14 protein-coding genes and 1 pseudogene are annotated in these 17,964 nt (G+C 64.4%); 7 read left to right on the top strand and 8 right to left on the bottom strand.

All coding sequences use genetic code 11. The features are described from left to right. Nucleotides 1-12: 12 nt before the first annotated feature. Complete coding sequence (locus BGRAMDRAFT_RS06175) at nucleotides 13-657, bottom strand: 2-hydroxychromene-2-carboxylate isomerase (protein WP_006047825.1); 645 nt, start codon at nucleotides 655-657, stop codon at nucleotides 13-15. 99 nt (nucleotides 658-756) lie between these two features. Continuing rightward, nucleotides 757-2,307: a TAXI family TRAP transporter solute-binding subunit gene (locus BGRAMDRAFT_RS06170; protein WP_006047824.1), complete on the bottom strand. Its 1,551-nt coding sequence runs from the start codon at nucleotides 2,305-2,307 to the stop codon at nucleotides 757-759. A 549-nt stretch (nucleotides 2,308-2,856) separates the two neighbouring features. On the opposite strand from BGRAMDRAFT_RS06170, the gene BGRAMDRAFT_RS06165 reads away from it, so the two are divergent. Together BGRAMDRAFT_RS06165 and BGRAMDRAFT_RS06160 are read left to right on the top strand one after the other, a co-directional pair. After that, complete coding sequence (locus tag BGRAMDRAFT_RS06165; protein ID WP_006047823.1) at nucleotides 2,857-3,210, top strand: BON domain-containing protein; 354 nt, start codon at nucleotides 2,857-2,859, stop codon at nucleotides 3,208-3,210. A 343-nt stretch (nucleotides 3,211-3,553) separates the two neighbouring features. Next, entirely contained in the window at nucleotides 3,554-3,802 is a 249-nt protein-coding gene (locus BGRAMDRAFT_RS06160) for a hypothetical protein (protein ID WP_006047822.1), read from the top strand. A gap of 48 nt (nucleotides 3,803-3,850) precedes the next feature. On the opposite strand, the gene BGRAMDRAFT_RS06155 is transcribed toward BGRAMDRAFT_RS06160, so the two are convergent. After that, nucleotides 3,851-4,639 carry a sulfite exporter TauE/SafE family protein gene (locus BGRAMDRAFT_RS06155; RefSeq protein WP_006047821.1) on the bottom strand — a complete coding sequence of 263 codons (789 nt, stop codon included), beginning with the start codon at nucleotides 4,637-4,639 and terminating at the stop codon, nucleotides 3,851-3,853. A gap of 200 nt (nucleotides 4,640-4,839) precedes the next feature. Further along, nucleotides 4,840-5,499: a LysE family translocator gene (locus tag BGRAMDRAFT_RS06150; protein WP_006047820.1), complete on the bottom strand. Its 660-nt coding sequence runs from the start codon at nucleotides 5,497-5,499 to the stop codon at nucleotides 4,840-4,842. 226 nt (nucleotides 5,500-5,725) lie between these two features. On the opposite strand from BGRAMDRAFT_RS06150, the pseudogene BGRAMDRAFT_RS06145 reads away from it, so the two are divergent. The 5 genes and pseudogenes from BGRAMDRAFT_RS06145 (at nucleotide 5,726) to BGRAMDRAFT_RS06120 (ending at nucleotide 12,117) form a co-directional block, all read left to right on the top strand. Further along, nucleotides 5,726-6,618, top strand: a pseudogene (locus tag BGRAMDRAFT_RS06145) (LysR substrate-binding domain-containing protein). Nucleotides 6,619-6,869: 251 nt separating this feature from the next. Further along, nucleotides 6,870-7,853 (top strand): hydroxymethylglutaryl-CoA lyase, encoded by a 984-nt coding sequence (locus BGRAMDRAFT_RS06140; protein WP_044020569.1) that lies wholly within the window; start codon nucleotides 6,870-6,872, stop codon nucleotides 7,851-7,853. Beyond that, a complete protein-coding gene (locus BGRAMDRAFT_RS06135) occupies nucleotides 7,850-9,085 on the top strand; it encodes a CaiB/BaiF CoA transferase family protein (RefSeq protein WP_006047816.1) in 1,236 nt (411 codons plus the stop codon). Before BGRAMDRAFT_RS06140 ends, BGRAMDRAFT_RS06135 begins: the two co-directional genes overlap by 4 nt. Nucleotides 9,086-9,155: 70 nt before the next feature. Continuing rightward, nucleotides 9,156-10,637 (top strand): MFS transporter, encoded by a 1,482-nt coding sequence (locus BGRAMDRAFT_RS06130; RefSeq protein WP_006047815.1) that lies wholly within the window; start codon nucleotides 9,156-9,158, stop codon nucleotides 10,635-10,637. A 394-nt stretch (nucleotides 10,638-11,031) separates the two neighbouring features. Further along, nucleotides 11,032-12,117: a glycosyltransferase family 4 protein gene (locus BGRAMDRAFT_RS06120; protein ID WP_044020467.1), complete on the top strand. Its 1,086-nt coding sequence runs from the start codon at nucleotides 11,032-11,034 to the stop codon at nucleotides 12,115-12,117. Between the two features lie 38 nt (nucleotides 12,118-12,155). Here the strand turns inward: BGRAMDRAFT_RS06120 and BGRAMDRAFT_RS06115 are convergent, their stop codons facing one another. From BGRAMDRAFT_RS06115 to BGRAMDRAFT_RS06105, 4 genes are all read right to left on the bottom strand, one after another. Further along, nucleotides 12,156-14,552, bottom strand: a complete 2,397-nt coding sequence (locus BGRAMDRAFT_RS06115; RefSeq protein WP_044020568.1) for an RICIN domain-containing protein — start codon at nucleotides 14,550-14,552, stop codon at nucleotides 12,156-12,158. 115 nt (nucleotides 14,553-14,667) lie between these two features. Further along, a complete protein-coding gene (locus BGRAMDRAFT_RS06110; RefSeq protein ID WP_006047812.1) occupies nucleotides 14,668-15,120 on the bottom strand; it encodes a GDP-mannose mannosyl hydrolase in 453 nt (150 codons plus the stop codon). Nucleotides 15,121-15,176: 56 nt separating this feature from the next. Continuing rightward, nucleotides 15,177-15,326, bottom strand: coding sequence for a hypothetical protein (locus tag BGRAMDRAFT_RS34905; RefSeq protein ID WP_006047811.1), 150 nt, complete (start codon nucleotides 15,324-15,326; stop codon nucleotides 15,177-15,179). A 139-nt stretch (nucleotides 15,327-15,465) separates the two neighbouring features. Then, nucleotides 15,466-17,430, bottom strand: coding sequence for a hypothetical protein (locus BGRAMDRAFT_RS06105; RefSeq protein WP_006047810.1), 1,965 nt, complete (start codon nucleotides 17,428-17,430; stop codon nucleotides 15,466-15,468). Nucleotides 17,431-17,964 lie beyond the last annotated feature (534 nt).

Genomic DNA, 17,964 nt, shown 5'->3' with positions numbered 1-17,964 from the left:
CGTGCTCCGCGTTCAAAGGTCCGCGACACCCGAGGGCAACGCGCTGATCCGCTTCACTTCGCTCGATTCCAGCCAGTTCGGCGTGCGCGCGCAGTACAGCACCATCGGCAACGCGTCCTCGCCCCAGAACAACTGGTCGTTCAGACGAAAGGTCGGCACGCCGTAGACGCCGAGCCCGATTGCATCCGCCGTATTGCGCCGCAACTGGGCTTGCACTTCCTCGCTCTTGATGAGTTCGGGACCATCGGGCATGCCGACGCGCTCGCACAGTTCGGCGAACGCCTCGTCGGTCGAAGGATCGCGGCCTTCGCGCCAGATGAAGCGGAAGATTTCGCGCACGCACACCACGTCGGCCTGCGCGGCAGTGGCGAGCAACAGCGGCTTCATCGAGTCGAACGGATGGGCCGGCGGCATCTTGTAGGGAATGCCGAGCTGTTCCGCGCGAAAGAGCGCGTGCCGGTACATGAAGGTGCGCTTGGCCGGCACGCTGTACGCCGGCCGCTGCCCCCAATGGCGATACAGGTCGTTCAGCACCACGGGCGTGAAGGCGAAGTCGAAGCCCGGCCATTTGTCGTGTTGCTCGAGCAGCAGGTACGTGAACGGCGAGACGAAATCGTAGAACCACAGCGGCTGCGCGGCGTCGATGCCAACGGTCATATATGTCTCCCGGATTGCCTGTCCGACAGATCGGCGGATGCGTCTGCTAGATCGTCGGAATTGTAATGATCTTACGCGGTGCGGCTGCGGCTTGCACCGTCAATCTGGTTTGCGGCGGTCGTCGGCGCGGGTTTCGCCGATCTCGGCGGCTTCGTTCGGCGCGGCGTCGGTTTCGGCGGCTTTGCCAGCTTTGCCGGCTTGATCCGCGCTGTCGGCCTGGTCGGCGGCGCGTGCTTCGATGTCCGCGGCTTCCGCTTCCTCGGTTTCGTCGTCCGCGGTATCGAACGCCTCCGACATCTCGCGCCGGCCATCGCGGCTTTGCGTGAGCCTTGCCCGAACGAAGCCGATATGCTCGCGCAGCACATAGAACTGGTCCGCATAGGCGAGCGGCATCTTCAGGCCGTTCACCGAATCCTCGATGGCGTCGAGCCGTTGCAGCAGCGACGCCCGCTCGGCCGCCGAATGATCGCTGAGCGCGCTGCGCTCAATCGCGATCAGCGCGCCGTACCAGCGATAGATGCGCGACTTCACGCGCCACGCATACAGCGACGGCACGAGCCGCAGCGCCGGAATCAGCAGCACGATAAGCGGCACGACCACCACCAGCAGACGGTCGGCGAGGCTCGCGAGCCAGAACGGCAACACCCGGTACAGGAAGCCTTTGCCCGACTTGTAGTAGCGCGCGGCGTCGTCGCTGATCGGGAAGTCGTGGGCGAGCGGCGCGGGGAATTCGCCGGCGCGCTGCATGATGTTCGCCTTGCCGTGCACCTCGCGCGCGGCGTCGATCAGAAGGTCCGACAGCGCCGGATGCAGCGAGTCGCGCGCCACCAGTTCGGCGGTCGGCGCGACCATGTGAATCGGTGCGGACGGCAGATTCTTGCCGAGGTCGAACGCGCCCATCGGCAATTCCAGCTGCGTCAGATACGGAAAGCGCCGTGTGTACGCGTCGGCCTGGACGAAATCGTAGAACTGCACATTCGGCGTACGGTAAAGCTTGCCCATGACCGCGGGCTGCGCGGAATCGCCGGCCAGAAATGCCGCATCCACCTTGCCGGAGACGAGCGCTTGCGCGGCGTCGTCGCCCGAAAGCGGCAGCAGCTTCGTCGTGCCGCCGGGCTCGATGCCGTTCGCCTTGAGGAGCGCGAGCGCCAGTTGTCGCGTGCCGCTGCCTTCGGCGCCGACCGCGAGGCGCTGGCCCTTGAATTCGGCGAGCCGCGCAACCGTCGGGCCGTGATAGAAGATCGCGAGCGGCACATACGACACGCTGCCAAGCGATATCAGCCCGTTGCTCGCCGTGCCCGGCGCCATGCCGTCCTGCACGAATCCGACGTCGACGTCCGAGTTCGAGTCCGACAGCCGCTTGAGGTTTTGCAGCGAGCCTTCGGAGGGCAGCACCTTCAACGTGATGCGGTTGCGCGCCAGAATCTCCTTGTACTTTTGCGCGGCGTTCCAGAAGGTGCTGCCTTCGGGACCGGCGCTGATGGTCAGCGTGCTGGGAGGCGCGGGTTGGATCAGGCGCACGGCGACCCAGATCGCGGCCACGGCGATCAGGAAGATGGGTCCGAACGAGACCGCGAGGTCGCGCCATGAGATCGCGACAAAACGCGCGACGAGGCGGGGAGGGCGTAGGCGGCCGGGGACTGGCTTCATCGGATGACGGGGACGGCGACTGTCGAAGGTGAACTGGAATGCGGCGCTGCGCGTGGCGCCGATGGTACCTGAGATTGCCGCGGCGGCGGAATGCGCGGCGTCGGCGTGTGTCGAGAAAGCCGTAACAAAAGGTGACTGCGGGTGACTGCGGGTGACTGCGGGGTGACTGCGCCCGCCGGTGAATCGCCACTGACCCGTATCGCGTATGACTAAACCCTTTGCGCTTCTGGCCCGGCTAGATTAAATTGTGCATCGCTGCCGCGAACACACGTCTCGCGCGGCGCGACCCGGCACGACAGACAAGAACCGGGCGCGTCGGCGGATCTCGCGGCTTGCCGGTTTCCGTACCGCATCGCATGCAGGTCAGTATCGTCAGCGCGTGCGGTATAGGCAGCCGGTCTCTCTTTGTGCCTCTCGCATCTCGTGTCGCCGCCCACAGCCGGCCATTGCCTCGCCGCGCGCATTGTCGCGCGTCGGCCCTGGCCGCAGGTAGTCGTAACGAAGCCGCTTATTCAAGCGGTCCAATATGAAGCTAAGGAGAGAAGAAATATGAAATCGGTCGGTTTTCTGAAGACGCTGGGCTCGGTGGTGGCAATGGTGGTGGCATGCAACGTCTATGCTCAGGCAAGCGATGCAACGGCAACCGGCACGACAGCCGCCCCCGCCGCCAGCGCGAAGGCGAGCAAGAAGGCCAATAGCCAGCTCGGCCGCAAGGTGCGCGCCGCGATCTCGAAGACGCAAGGCGTCGACGTGTCGAACATCTCCGTGCGTGCCCGCGGCGGCGCGGTGACGCTGACGGGTTCGGTGCCCGACCAAGGCCAGATCGACGCGGCCGGCGAGGCAGCGAAGGGCGTCGCGGGCGTGACGTCGGTGTCGAACAAGCTGTCGGTGATGCAGCAGTAAGCGTGACGAGCGGGCGCATCGGTCAGCCCGCCGTGACGGCGCGCTGACCGGCTGCGTGAGTGGGCGAGATAGCGCCGGAAGCCGCTCTTTACACGGCTCTTTATACGGCTCTTCGCGCGGCTCCCGACGCAATGCGCCGTTCGATGCATGCGAAAAAGCTCCGGCAATCCTGCCGGAGCTTTTTTTCGTCACGCGATTACGCGCGATCATTCACAAGCAGCGACGATGGCGTCGCCATAGCTCGATGCGGTGCGGCGCTGCGCCGTCGTCCGACTGTGCGCAATGACACATTTGGGACGCTGCCCAAAGCGTACTGTGTGCATGGAGAACTGGAGTCATCGCCATGCAAACCACGCTCCTGCGCTATACCGATCTGCCCATCACCGACCGGGCCGCTTTTGAACTCGTCTGCGCGCGGCACGGCTTCGCGCCCGCGCATTTCGACGTCAGCGTTCACGCCGATCCGGCCGATCCCGCCCAGGGACGCCTCGTCACCGTGCGGCGCGGCGGCTGGGCGCAATCCTATTACGACCGTCAGGGTCAATGGGTCAGACAGTTCGAGGCCGATCTCACCTGCCGCTTCTTCAGATGATTCGCGTCACGGCGGCGGGCACCCTCAGCACCACCCCCAGCGCCGCTCTCAGGCCAGCACGAGACGCACGCCGACCAGCGTGAGCGTGGCGGCGAGCAGATTGCGCAGCAGCGCATCGGGTGCGCGCGCGGACAGCATGCTGCCGATCGCGATGCCCGGCAGCGAGCCGACCAGCAGCGACAGCAGCATCGACCAGTCGACGGAACCGAGCAGCCAATGGCCCGCTCCCGCGAGCAGCGTGAGCGGCACCGCATGCGCGATGTCCGAGCCGACGATGCGCATGGTCGGCAGCAGCGGATAAAGCAGCAGCAACACGGTCACGCCGATCGCCCCCGCGCCCACCGAAGTCAGCGACACCAGCACGCCGAGCACCGCGCCCGTCAGCATGGTGAGCACAAGCGTGCGCCCCTGGCTCGGCGTGCGGCGGCGGTGCGCGCCCAGCGCGGCGAGTTGCGGGCGGAACACGAGCGCGACCGCCGTCACGAGCAGCGCGGCGCCGAGGACAAGCTGGATCAGCCGGCTCGCGCCCGGCGTGTCCATCCCGTAGCGGTGCAACAGCAGCAGCGTGATGGTCGCGGCGGGCACGCTGCCGGCCGCGAGCCGCAGCGTCACCTGCCAGTCGACGGAACCCTTCAGGCCGTGGACCAGCGTGCCCGTCGCCTTGGTGGCGGCCGCGTACAGGAGGTCGGTGCCGACGGCCGTCGCCGGATGCACGTTGAAGAGCAGCACCAGAATCGGCGTCATCAGCGAGCCGCCGCCCACGCCCGTCAGTCCGACCAGAAAGCCGACGAACAGGCCGGACGCGGAGTACAGCAGATCGATATGCGGAAGAGCCATTGAAGAGACCGCGGGCGGTCGGTGGATTGACGGTTAGGGCACGGGCGGCGCGCGTGCCTCGACCGCCGACGCGGGTCGGCAAGCTGGAAAGAAGGCGGCGCCCGGCGCGGCGAAAGCCGCTATTGTCGCAAAACTGACGCCGCAGCGTACGGGAATGCGCGGAAGCGGGCGTGCCGCGAGGGTTGTGAGCGGCGCGCCGCTCACAGCGCGCGGCGAATTTCGACGACGCCGAACGCCGCCAGCATGATGCCGACGAACCGGTCGATCGCGAGCCTCAGCTTGCTGCCGATCGCATGCCGCGCCAGCGACACCACGGTCACGAGGAAACACCACCACGCGATCGAGCCGCAGAACACGCCGCCGACGGTCGTCAGCGCGATCGTCGATGAAAATGCGCCGCGCGGCGCGAGCGTCGTGAACAGCGCGGCAAACATGATGACCGTTTGCGGGTTCGTCAGCGTGAGCAACAGGGAGCTTGCGTAGGCACGCAACGCGCCGGCGCGGCCCACTTGCGCGAGCTTGCTGTTGCCGTTGCCATTGCCGTCTGGTTCGCCGTTGGCCGTGTCTGCCGGCGCTTTTTGCAGCAGCGTGCGCACGCCGAGATACAGCAGGAACAAGCCGGCGAGCAGATGCAGCGGCCGGTCATAAGCCAGCATGAACTGCGAGATGCTGACGAGGCCGAGCGCGGCGATCAGGCCATACAATGCGTCGCCCGTTGCAATGCCGAGGCCGATGGCAAGCCCCGCCCGCGGACCGCCGGTCAACGTGCGGCGAATGCAGAGCATGCCCATCGGGCCGACCGGCGCGGCAATCGCGAGGCCGACGCCGGCGGCGGTGAAGAAGAGGCTGGTCATCGACATGGCGGGTTCCGATGGTTGTTGTCTGGATAGCGCGGGGCGAGCGATGTGTGTCTAAAATCTGCAACCCGCCGCCTCCCACGACCATCGCCCAGCATAGCCACAGCGCATCCCGCGAGCAAGCTTCCACTCCCCACAATGTCACTAACCGTGAATACCCTGGCCTAGCGCGGCTGCCGCTTCTCCTCGGGCATAATTTTCCGCACTCAAATCCTCGGAGCCGTTTCCCATGTGGCAGATCGATCAGGTGACGTTGCGCTTGTTCATCGCCGTTTGCGAGGAAGGCACCATCGCGCGCGCCGCGGAGCGTGAGTTCATTGCGCCTTCGGCGGTCAGCAAGCGGCTCGCCGATCTCGAAGCGCTCGTCGACGTCGCGCTGCTTTCGCGCAGTCAGCGCGGCGTGCGCGCGACGGCCGCCGGCGAGGCGCTGTTGCGGCACGCGCGGCTCATCATGCGCGGCCATGAACGCATGCAGGCCGAACTCAGCCAGTACGCAGCCGGCGCGCGGGGCACGTGCGCGTGCTGGCGAACGTATCGTCGATGGTCGAGTTTTTGCCCGAGGCCTTGTCCGAATTCCTGAAGGCCAATCCGCAGATTCGCGTGGATGTCGAAGAGCGCGTGAGCGCGGAGATCGTGCGCGGTCTCGAGGAAGGCGTTGCAGATCTCGGCATTTGCCGCGACGTCGTGCCGATGGGCAGTCTCGACGCGCTGCCGTACCGCGCCGACCATCTCGCGCTGATCGTGCCGCGCGGTCATCCTCTCGCTGCGGAGGCCAACGTCGGCTTCGAGCAGACGCTCGCCTTCGATCATCTCGGGCTCTCGTCGAATGCATCGGTCAATGCGCTGATGCAGCGGATCGCGGCCGAGAAAGGGCGCGAGTTGAACTACCGCACGTACGTGTCGACCTTCGACGCCGCGTATCGCTTCATCCAGGCCGGCCTCGCGGTGGCGATCCTGCCAGGCGAAGCGCTGCCGCGCCATGCCGCGGACGAATACGGCATCGTCGCCGTGCCGTTGTGCGACGCATGGGCCGAGCGGCGCTTCGTGATCTGCGTGCGCGACCGCGGCGCGCTGACACTTGCCGCGTCGCATCTGCTGGATCATTTGCTGCGCGCGGTTTAGGGCGTTGCGCCGCGGTTGCGCTAACTACTCACGCTCCACGCACGCCCCGCCCCTTCTGAAAAGCCCTTAAGGGTTTCCCCTCTGCGACGCCGCACGGCCGTCCCGCTTGCTTCGCCGGGCATCGTCAACGGCGATGGAGTGCTTCGTCAACGCAGACTTTGCTACGCGCACGCGCGCAGGCACGCTGTGATCCGTGCTTCATTTCCCCGCATTTCTCCGCAGGAATTCAACCCATGAGCGACATGAGCGACATGAGCGATACGAAGGAACGCGTCGTCATAACCGAAGTCGGCATGCGCGACGGTCTGCAAAGCATCGCGCGAACCATGCCCACCGAATTCAAGCGCCGCTGGATCGATGCCGCGTATGCCGCCGGCGTGCGGCACATGGAAGTGGCGTCGTTCGTGCCGGCGAAACTGTTGCCGCAGATGGCCGACGCCGACGAAGTCATCGCTCACGCACTCGGCTACGACGATCTCATCGTGACCGCGCTCGTGCCCAATCTGAAGGGCGCGCAACGCGCACTCGAAGCGGGCGTCCATCGGATCGTCGCGCCGATTTCGGTGAGCACCGCGCACAGCCTCGCGAACGTCCGCAAGACGCCCGCCGAAATGATCGATGCGTTTGCAACCATGCGCGACGCGATCGACAGCGCGCAAGGCGCAGGCACGCGGCGTGTGCAACTGATCGCCGGTTTGTCGACGGTATTCGGCTGCACGCTGCAAGGCGCGGTGCCTTACGCGGACATCGCGGCGATCGCACGCGACGCCGTCAACGCAGGCGCCGATGTCATCGCACTCGGCGACACGACCGGCGAAGCCACGCCGCGTCAGGTCGGCGAGATCATCGACCGCGTGCGCGGCGTCGCGGGCGACAAGCTCCGCTCGCTGCATTTCCACGACACGCGCGGCTTGGGCCTCGCGAATACGCTGATCGCGCTGCAACACGGCATCCGCGAATTCGACGCGTCGCTCGCCGGACTCGGCGGCTGCCCGCATGCGCCTGGCGCGACGGGCAACGTCAACACCGAAGACCTCGTGTTCATGCTTAACAGCATGGGCTATGAAACCGGCATCGACCTTGCCCGCCTGATCGCGTCGCGCGACGTGCTCGCCGATGCATTGCCGGGCGAGCCGCTCTACGGTTATCTCGCGCGCGCCGGTGTGCCGAAGCAGTTCGCGATCTCCCAACCCAGCCAACCTTCAACTCCTTCGTGCTCGCAGGTGCCGCAATGAACGCCTCTTCTTTTACCGACAATTCCGCCGCCGACGCGCCGCAACGCGCGTTGCCGCTCGCCGGCATTCGCGTGATCGAGCTTTCGCATATGGTGATGGGTCCGACGTGCGGGATGATCCTCGGCGATCTCGGCGCCGAAGTCATCAAGGTCGAGCCGCCGCGCGGCGACGGCACGCGGCGCCTGCTCGGCACCGGCGCGGGTTTTTTCCGCACCTTCAATCGCAACAAGAAGAGCGTCGCGCTCGACCTCGATAGCGAGGCGGGACTTGCCGCGCTGCATGAGCTCGTCGATACCGCCGATGTGTTCGTCGAAAACTTCAAGCCGGGCCGCATGGCGAGCCTCGGTCTCGACTACGCGTCGCTGCGCGAGCGCAACCCGAAGCTCATCTACGTTTCGCACAAGGGCTTTCTCAACGGGCCTTATGAGCACCGGCTCGCTCTCGACGAAGTCGTGCAGATGATGGCCGGCCTCGCCTATATGACGGGCCCCGTGGGCCGTCCGCTGCGCGCGGGCAGTTCGGTCAACGACATCATGGGCGGCATGTTCGGCGCGATCGGCGTGCTGGCCGCGTTGCACGAACGGCATGCGAGCGGACGCGGCAAGGAAGTGCAGAGCGCGCTCTTCGAGAACTGCGTGCTGCTGTCCGCGCAGCACATGCAGCAGTATGCGGCCACCGGCGTGGCGCCTGCGCCGATGCCCGAGCGCATCAGCGCATGGGCCGTGTATGACGTGTTCACGCTTGCCGGCGACGAGCAGATGTTCATCGCCGCAACGGGCGACGGTCAATGGCGCGCGTTGTGCGGGATTCTCGGCCGCGCCGATCTGCTCGCCGACCCGCGTCTCGCAACCAACAACGATCGCGTGCTCGCGCGCTCATGGCTGTTGCAGACGCTCGGCGAAACCCTGCGGGAATTCGACGGCGCGGCGCTCGTGCCGCTGTTCGAACGCGACCATATTCCGTTCGCGTCGATCGTGAAGCCCGAAGAACTGTTCGACGATCCGCATCTGAACGACAGCGGCGGCCTTGCGCGTCTCACGCTCGACGACGGCAGCGAAACCGCGATGCCGCTGCTGCCCATTTCAATCGACGGTGAGCGTTTGCAGCCGCGTCAGCCGATCGCGAAGATCGGCGAGCACACGGCTGATGTGCTGCGCGAACTCGGCTATGACGACGCGCGAATCGCCTCGTTGACGAGCGGTTCAAATCAGACGCCGCGCGAAGCCGCATAGGCGTTTCTTGTCGCGCACGCGGTCAACCAAGGCTTAACCGGCAACAGACCGGCATTCAAGGAGACAGACGATGAAGTCGTCGAATCAAACAGTGTATGCAACAGCGCTCGGCGATGCCGGCGCGCTCGGCTTGCCTTCGGGCGCCGGCGCAGCGGCGGGCGGCCGTGCCGAAGAAATCGCCCTTGGCGGCGCGCGCATTTCGGCGCGGCTCGACCGCCTGCCGGCCACGCGTTCCATCTGGAAGCTCGTGATGTTGCTGAGCCTCGGGCTCTTCTTCGAACTGTACGACCTCATGTTCTCCGGCTACATCGCGCCGGGCCTCGTGAAGAGCGGCATTCTCACCGCGACGACGCATGGTCTCTTTGGCACGAGCGGTGTCGCGAGCTTTATCGCCGCATTGTTCGCGGGGCTTTTCATCGGCACGGCGGCTTGCGGTTTTCTCGCCGATCGCTTCGGGCGGCGCGCGATCTTCACATGGTCGCTGCTGTGGTACACGGCGGCGAACATCGTCATGGCGTTTCAGGACACGGCGCTCGGGCTGAACCTGTGGCGCTTTATCGCGGGCATCGGCATCGGCGTGGAGATCGTGACGATCGGCACGTACATCTCCGAACTGGTGCCGAAGCATGTGCGCGGCCGCGCGTCCGCGTGCTCGCAGGCCGTGGGTTTTTGCGCGGTGCCGATCGTCGCGTTTCTCTCGTATCTGCTGGTGCCGCATCGATATTTCGGCCTCGACGGCTGGCGTCTCGTCGTATTGACCGGCGTGGTCGGCGCGATCGTCGTCTGGTGGATTCGCCTCGGTTTGCCGGAGAGTCCGCGCTGGCTCGCGCAAAAAGGCCGCCTCGACGAAGCCGACGCGATCATGACGCGGCTCGAGGCGCGAGTCGAACGCGAGTATGGACGTGCACTGCCGGAGCCTGCATTGCCCGAGCCGGTGCGGGCGCGCGCTGCGTTCCGCGATCTGCTCGTGCCGCCGTATCGCAAGCGCACGCTGATGCTGATCATCTTTCACGTATTCCAGACGATGGGCTACTACGGCTTCGCGAACTGGATTCCGACCTTGCTGATCAAGCAGGGCATCACGGTGACGACGAGCCTGATGTATGCGAGCATCATCGCCGTGGCCGCGCCGCTCGGACCGCTGCTCGGCTTGCTGATCGCGGACCGCTTCGAGCGCAAGACGGTGATCATCTGCATGGCTGCGGTCAACGTGGTGTGCGGGCTGCTGTTCAGCCAGGCGCGCGAGACCGTGCTGCTCGTGAGTCTCGGCGTGTGTCTCGTGCTGGCCGGCAACATCATTTCCTACAGTTATCACGCGTATCAGGCCGAACTCTTTCCCACCAGCATTCGCGCACGCGCTGTCGGTTTCGTCTATTCGTGGAGCCGGCTTTCGGCGATGTTCTCCGCATTCGTGATCGCCGGATGCCTGAGAGAGTTTGGAGTGAATGGCGTGTTCGCATTCATTTCGAGTGCGATGGTGATCGTGATGCTCGCTATCGGCACGCTGGGGCCGAAGACGCGCGACGTCGCACTGGAGGACATCTCGAAGTAGCGCACTGGGCGCGAGAACAAACGTGCTCGCGCTTCAATAATCTTTCCGGCAATGTGCGGTAGCGCACGTTGATTGCCGCCACGAGTTCGCGGCGCCGCGCGGTCGTTCGGATCGCAACGGCAACGGCGGCGGATTTGCGTCCGGAATGGGCGATACCGCGCATTTCACAGCGGAAGAAGTCTTGGCCTTGGCGCAAATTTGCAGGATGTTGGGTGTAACGTTTTCTGGCGACTGCTGCCGGTGCATCGGCAAGTCGCGGGTTTCGGAGACGACGCGCGTCACGAATGCGCGCCACATACTAACTATCGGATGAGAGCGTCGAGTGGGCCGTTTTTGCTCACGTGCGCGGATCATCTCGCCGCTGTGAAGCGGGCGGTCATCAGAGAGATAAATCGTGAGGATTCTTCAACTGGTTCACGCACCACGATTGTCGGGGGCAGAAGTACTCGTCAAAGGGCTTGCAATTCATCATCAGCGTGCCGGGCATGAAGTCTGTATGACTTCGCTGCTGCCGCAGCAGGACGATTTCGCCGACATTCGCGCGGAACTCAACGCGGCCGGCGTCATGTGCCGCTTTCCGCAAGTGCGTCATGGACGCGCGGGCAAGCTGGTGCACCTGTATCGCGTGGTGCGCGAGTTTCGGCCGGATTTCATCATTGCGCATGCGACGCTTGCGGCGCTCTATGTGCGTTTGTTGCCGGTGCATACGCCTATCGCATGGGTAATGCACTCGGGTGTCAACGACTTCGAGAACGGCGCATTGAAGCGCGCCGAACGCCTGCTGTCGCGGCGAGCTAGTGCGATCATCGGCGTCTCGCAGCAGAATCTCGACGACTATATGCGCGAGATCGGCCGGCATCCGTCGATGGTTGTGATTCCTAATGGAGTGGACGCGTCGCAATTCGCCGCGCCGGACGCCACGCCTGCGCATGACAGCGCGGTGCCGCCGAAGCAGATCGTCCAGCTCGGCCGGTACATAGAAGCAAAGAGTCAACTCCACACCGTTCGCGCGTTCGAGCGCGTCTTGCAGGTGGAACCCGAAGCACGTCTGCTGCTTTGCGGTGTGGTCGAAGAAGTCGACTATCACCGCGCGGTGGTGTCGCTGGTCAGAGAGCTTGGGCTCGAGAGCAAAGTGACCGTATGCGGACCGCGCTCGGACGTCGCCGCGGTGTTGCGTTCGTCGCGCGTGTTCGCGATGCCCTCGCGTTTCGAAGCGCAGAGCATTGGCTTTCTCGAGGCGCTGGCGTCCGGCATTCCGGTCGTCGCGAACCGGATTCCTTCGTTCGGCTTTGCGAGCAGCCTGCCCGGCGTGAGCCTTGTCGATACGACGGACGTCGAAGCGTACGGCCATGCGCTCGCTAACGCGCTGAATACGCCGCGCGCGCACCGGCAGCTCGCCGGTTATACGTTGCACGATACGGCGGATCGCTATATGTCGATCGTGCGCAAGTTCGCCGAGCCTTTGCGCATGTCCGCCTGACAGGATCGACCGGCCGCTTCGTTACGCGTCGCACGACGTTATTGAGCGAGCCGGTCGATTCGCACCGTCTCCGAAAAAAGCCCCGGCAATTCGCCGAGATCCTGCGGCGTGCCCAGCGTCAGGCCGTTTTTCAGCGGATAGCGCGACAGCGCCGGAGCGCCGCCCGTGAAGTAGAAGTCGCCGAGCGTCGCGTCCACTCGACGATAAAGCGCGAGCGCCGCGCCTTGCTTGCCGTGAACGTAGGCCGGAAACACATCCGACCACGACATGCCGCGCAACGAAGCGACATGCGCGGGCATCGCAGCCGGGTCGGCGATATCAAGCGCGGCAATGTCGATCAACTCGTCGGCGTCAGTGCCGTCGAGGCGCGGCGTGACCAGCAGCAGCGTGTCGCGATCTTCGCCGTGCAGCGAGGCGATCGCGGGCTTCACGAAGCCTGGCATGAAGCCGGCCGGCAGCATTTTGCGTTCGCCGATCGTCATGCCCGCGTTGTCGTTGCGTATGACCCTGAGCGACACGCGTTCTTGCCCCGTCTCCAGCGCAACGAGCGATGAGGGCGAGCCCGCCTTGCCGAACGGCAAGAGCGTCGCATTCTGCGTGAGACCTTTGGCTTCTGCGACGAGCGTGGGCTGAGCAGCAGTGCTTGCCGCGCCGTTCGAGGACGCGAGCCACAAATCGAGTCCGCTGTCCGCGCGCTTCTGTGCAATCAGCACACTCGCGCGATGCGTGCCGGTGAAATCCGCGGCCACATATTGCTGCGTCAGCTCGGGCTTGAATGCGGTACTTGTTTGCAGCCAGAGGCGCGGCGCGTCGAAGTGGTCGCCCGCGCTGCGCAGCAGCCAGAAGGCGGTGCCGTTCTCGCGCGCGGTGACGATCATCAGATCCGCCTTGCCGTCGCCGTCGAAGTCGCCGAGCAGAAAGCGCGCGCTGTCGAAGCACAACTTGTCGCCCGCGCAGCTTGGCGCGGTGGCGCGTGCATCGAATGGAACCGCGGCCTTGTACCACAGCGCCGGCGGCGCGGCGCGTTCCAGCGACGCGACGTAGGCATCGAATCCAGGACCGTCGTGCTGCCGTTGCACGTAGACGGCGGATGCGTCGCCCGTTCCCATCACGTCGGCATACATGGCGGTCGCGAGCCGCAGATCGTTGGCCTGAATGTGCTGCGTTGTGGCCCAGCGGTAACGGGTGGTGAGCGCCGCGCAGCCGCGCATCGTCAGCTTGCCGCCCGTTTCGCCGAGGCAGTGACGCATCGGCGTGTAGACGAGGCCAAAATCCCAAGGCGTCCAGCGTTGCGCGAGGTCCCATTGATCGCAGCTTTCCGCGCGCAGATAACCGTCGCGCTCGGCAATGCATTGCGACGTGGCCACACTCACGAGGGCGGCGTTGCGTGCATTGCCGGGATACACCGTGAGCGGTTCCCATCGCCATTGCTGCGCGGCCGATCCGTTGCACGCGGCGAGTGTGGGCGCCTGGTTCATGCCGGGCGCGGTCACACAGCGGTTCGTCGCCACGTTGAATAGCGTGATCGGGCGCGCGACGAAGTCCGGCACACGGCGATCGCTGCGGTCCGCGAACGCATAGCGTCGCGCGATCCAGTTGCCGTCCCACTGGAATTCGCCGAACACATGCGACGACTCGCTTCCGTCGACGGAAAAATAGCTCGCGACGATGTCGCGCTTGCGTTGCACCTCGGCAGCAGGAAGATTGCCGGGCCAGCCGCCGGTGGGATAAGTCACGTGGTAGACGATCGGCACGCTGTTGCCGAGCGTCTGCGCGACATGACGCGTTATGCGCGCCGCGAGAATGTGATCCGGGTGCTCGACAAATGGTACGGTATCCGGATTAAGTGTGTAGATCAGCGTGGCTTGCGCGAGAATCGTCTTCAGTGTCGCGGAGAGCGACTCGCGATCGTACTTCATGCGCCCCGAGCCGTCCGCGTTGATCGGATACGTGGATAGCGTTGCGCGCTGTTCCCATAACAAGCCGAGCGGCTCGCGGCCGCCGCGCACGCCACCGCCCGGTAGCCGCAGTTCGAGCAGCCGAACCTGCGGCTTGGCTTTCAGCACCATTTCATGCACGAGCTTGCCGGCGATCTCGACGCTCGACTCGTTCCATACGTCGGGCACACCGGCCATGCGCGCATACGCGAGCCGCGAGGCCTGCTCGCGCGTCAGCACATAGGGCAGCCTCGCGCCGTTTGCGCCTCCGATCAGATGAACTGTGGTGATGCACCATCCGGCATCGAGACGCTCGCTAATCGCGGGATCGACGAACAGCAGATCGTCGTCCAGATGCGCAACGACGGTGACGAGCGTTCCCGCCTTGCAGTCCGCCGCGCGCGCTGCCGTTGGTAACACGGCCAACGCGAGCAGCGCGAAGAGCGCGCCGAGCGCAATGCATATTCTCCGAACAACACGGGCCGCCGATGATCGCATGTGCATTCGAGCCTTTTATAGTGCGCTCGATCATACTGCAATCATCTGACGTTCCGCGTTGGCGGGCTAACACTGTGCATACGGTGGCTGCTTAGCGGGAATACTAGCGGAAACACTAACGGAAATACGCCTTGGTGTTTTCATGGACGTCGTCGCGCGCGAGCAGTTCGTGAGGCGTGAGCCACAGATATTCGCTGTGCTGATCGGGCCGGCCGACCGGCTGCGCACTCGCTACCGACAACGCATAAGCAAGCACAATGTAATGCGTCGACACGCCAGGCTCGCCCGCGAAATTATCGCTGTAGTGATGTTCGAATACGCCTTCGAAGCGCGCCGAGGAACGTGCGAGTTTCGCGATGCCGAGCTCGGCGTCGGCGATGCGCGAGAAAGCGGCGTCGAGCGTTTCGTCCTTGAGGATGCGGCCGCCGGGAACGAACCACGTGCCGCGCGCGGGCCGATTGCGGCGATGACCGAGCAGAACGCGTCCGTCTGCATCGCGAACCAGCAGATCGATCGCGACGAGCGGCGTCAAACGAACAACATCGAGGAAGTCGATTTCCGTCAGCATGCGGGTTCCCGAGCAAGCTCGCTATTGCCACGGTGATTTCCGTGGCGCAAGCAGTGTTAATAGTCGCCACGGTTGTCGTCGTCGCGAGTCAGTCTTTGCGCGACGTCCGCGATCAGCAGCAAAAGCATGAGAGTGCCTGCCGCCGCAAACGCGAATGCACCGGCTATCGCGGCCAGCACGAGCATGATCCACGCAACCCCGTTCATTATTAGCGCCCCCCGCGCGTCGATACAGATGCTAATTGCGGCGGCCGCGGTGTTCTGTGCGCTAGCTATCGCGGTTCGCGTAGTTCTCGTAGTTCTCGTAGTTCGCGTAGTTCTCGCCGCATGACTTCGAGCCGGAACGCTAGCGGGCGACGTAACCTTCCGGCGTAGTGACAGCGTCCTTGAATACGTCGGCGTTACTCGACACCACGTATAAAGGCGTGGGCGACAGTTTCAACGTTGCGACGCCGTCGCGATACGGCACCGCCGCCGCGTTGCCCATCATGTCGAGCGTGGTGACTTCGCCGCTCGTGCCGGGCGCGTCGACACGCAAGCGATATTCGACGCTTTGCCCCGCGTTGAAGCCGGTTTTCGCGCTCCATTTGTCGTTGTCGTGAGTCCAGAGCGCGGTCACGATCTTGCCACCACCGAGCCTTCGAAATGCGTACGCATGGACGCCGTTCGGCAACGCTTTGAGCGGCCCGAGCGTGCTCGTTCCGTCGACGATGCGCGTCATCGCCGCCACCGCGAGCGCCGCCGGCTTCGGACTGGTGCGAGACGGACCATAGGCGCCTTTCGCATGCTCGAGTTCGAAGAAGATGCCGTAGCCGGGCGCCGCGTCCGGCATGTCCGCGAGATAGAACACGTAGGTCATGTCGGCGCCTTCGCCGAGCAGAATCAGATGCGTGCGCGCGACGACCGCGGCTTGCGCATACAGCACGTCAGCGCCCGGATAGCGCTTGCCATACGATTCGCCGATGTCGTAACTGATGCCCGTCTCGGTCACGAATAGCGGCGCGCCGGGCTTCAGGTATTGCCGCATTTCGTGGCGCAACGCGCGCATCGACGCAGCGAGCGCGCCCGATACCGTGCCCTGATTGCGCGTGTCGGCCACGCGCTCCGGCGGATGCGACGGTGTGGCGCCAATGTCGTAATAGCCGTGCACGGTCATGCCGTCCATATAGCGGCCGATGCCGAGCGGACCCAAACGGCGCATCCACGTCACGTTGCCTTGCACCGATGAATACGTGAGGCCCATCACCACCGCATGCGGATCTGTCTGATGGATGCCTTCCCACACGGCCTTGTACATCGCGACGAAATTCGCGTCGCTGTCGCGCCACGGCAAACCGCCGTCGGCGTCGGGCTCCCAGGTGACCTGATAGTAGTTGTCGCGCTGCTTCGGAAAATAAGTCGTGCGAACGCGATTCGATTCCGCGCCGACCTTCGCCATGTACTCCTTCATCTGCGCGAGTGAAGTGGGTGCATAGCTATGAGTTTGCTTGCCCGTCGTGCTCGCCCATTTGGGGATGCCGTCGAGCTGGATCAGACGCAAGAGATCGCCGCGTTGCAGGTAGGGCGTGAGCTGCTTCGTCGCGGGATCGAAGGTGCCGGGTTTGTCCGGCTCTTCCATGTACCAGTTGCGGTTGTCGTTTATCCACGTGAGGCCGAGCGCGGTATAGACCGGACGATAACCGTCGCCGTCGCAGCAATGCTGACCGGGCGCGAGATACGCGGTGCCCTGGCCGCCGAACCGATGCAGGTCTTCATACGGAAAGCGTACGGCCGGTAGCGTGGCCGCGGTATCGGGCAGCACGCCGAAAGTGGCGATGCCGGCCGGCCGCGTGCCGCGCGATGACAGTTCACCCTGCGCGCGTTCGAGCGACGCGGACACGGCGAAATAGCCCGCTATCGGCGATGCGCAATTGAGCGTCCATGACATTGCGCCAGCGGCGACGCTGAAGCGACCGCTTGCACGCACAACATTCCACGTGTCGCGTATCTGCCAGATGAGCGTATCGTTTTGCGGCGCGCGCGTGGTGAACACAAGCGCAAACGGTTTCGATGCGGCGAAGAGACGCGTGCCGTCGCTCGGTGTATCCGCTTCGATCAAATCGCCTGCGGACGCTGCGCTTGCTTGCGACGAAGGCGCCGAGCAACGCAGGCCCTTGCCGTCGGGCGCCTTCGTATCGACCTGCGCCGCCGCTGCCTGGCATTCAACTGCCGATACGCAGAGCGCCGCGAAAAGAACCGCACATGCAGTCGTGCGCCCCGGCACGGACCTTATAATGCTTCGCACTGCGCGATGCCTGTTTGAATTCGACATACCATCCCCCGTGTATCCCGTGTATCCCGTGCTGCTCGCGCTGTGTCTCGTCGCGCGAACGTCGTCAAACTGCTAATTCACCAGGCCAGAGCCGCCGCGACGTAGTGTCCGTTGCTGCATGTTGCGGAAACCGCATAGTGCATTTCCGCAAGCTTCTGGCCGTTTCCGACTGGCGCGCGTCTCGCGCGATCCGCCGCGGGTCCGTCAATTGCGCTGTCATCTTAACGGCCGTTATTCCCCATGTTTCAGGTCTGAAACATTAATCGCCGTATTTATATTGAATGCACCCAATAAGAACAAATTAAATAACCGAAAGGCTGCGCAAGGTGCCTATATTAGACACTGCTTCGCGTTATTGAAGTGCGCGGTTCCTATCGTCAGCCGAAACCTGCGCGGCGGTTGCGCGGGGAAATCTGCACAAGCGGGAGAGTTTGTGCGCAACCGCTCCATTCATTGGCGAAAACGCCTTTATTTTGGCCCTGGTTCCGTGCGGATCGAATTGTAACCGCCCTTTTTTGAGTAGCGAACCAGTGT

The sequence above is a fragment of the Paraburkholderia graminis C4D1M genome (genome assembly GCF_000172415.1).
GTDB classification, from domain to species: Bacteria; Pseudomonadota; Gammaproteobacteria; order Burkholderiales; family Burkholderiaceae; genus Paraburkholderia; species Paraburkholderia graminis.
The sequence above is the reverse complement of the archived record's forward strand: the minus strand, read 5'-3'. Positions and strand labels throughout refer to the sequence as shown.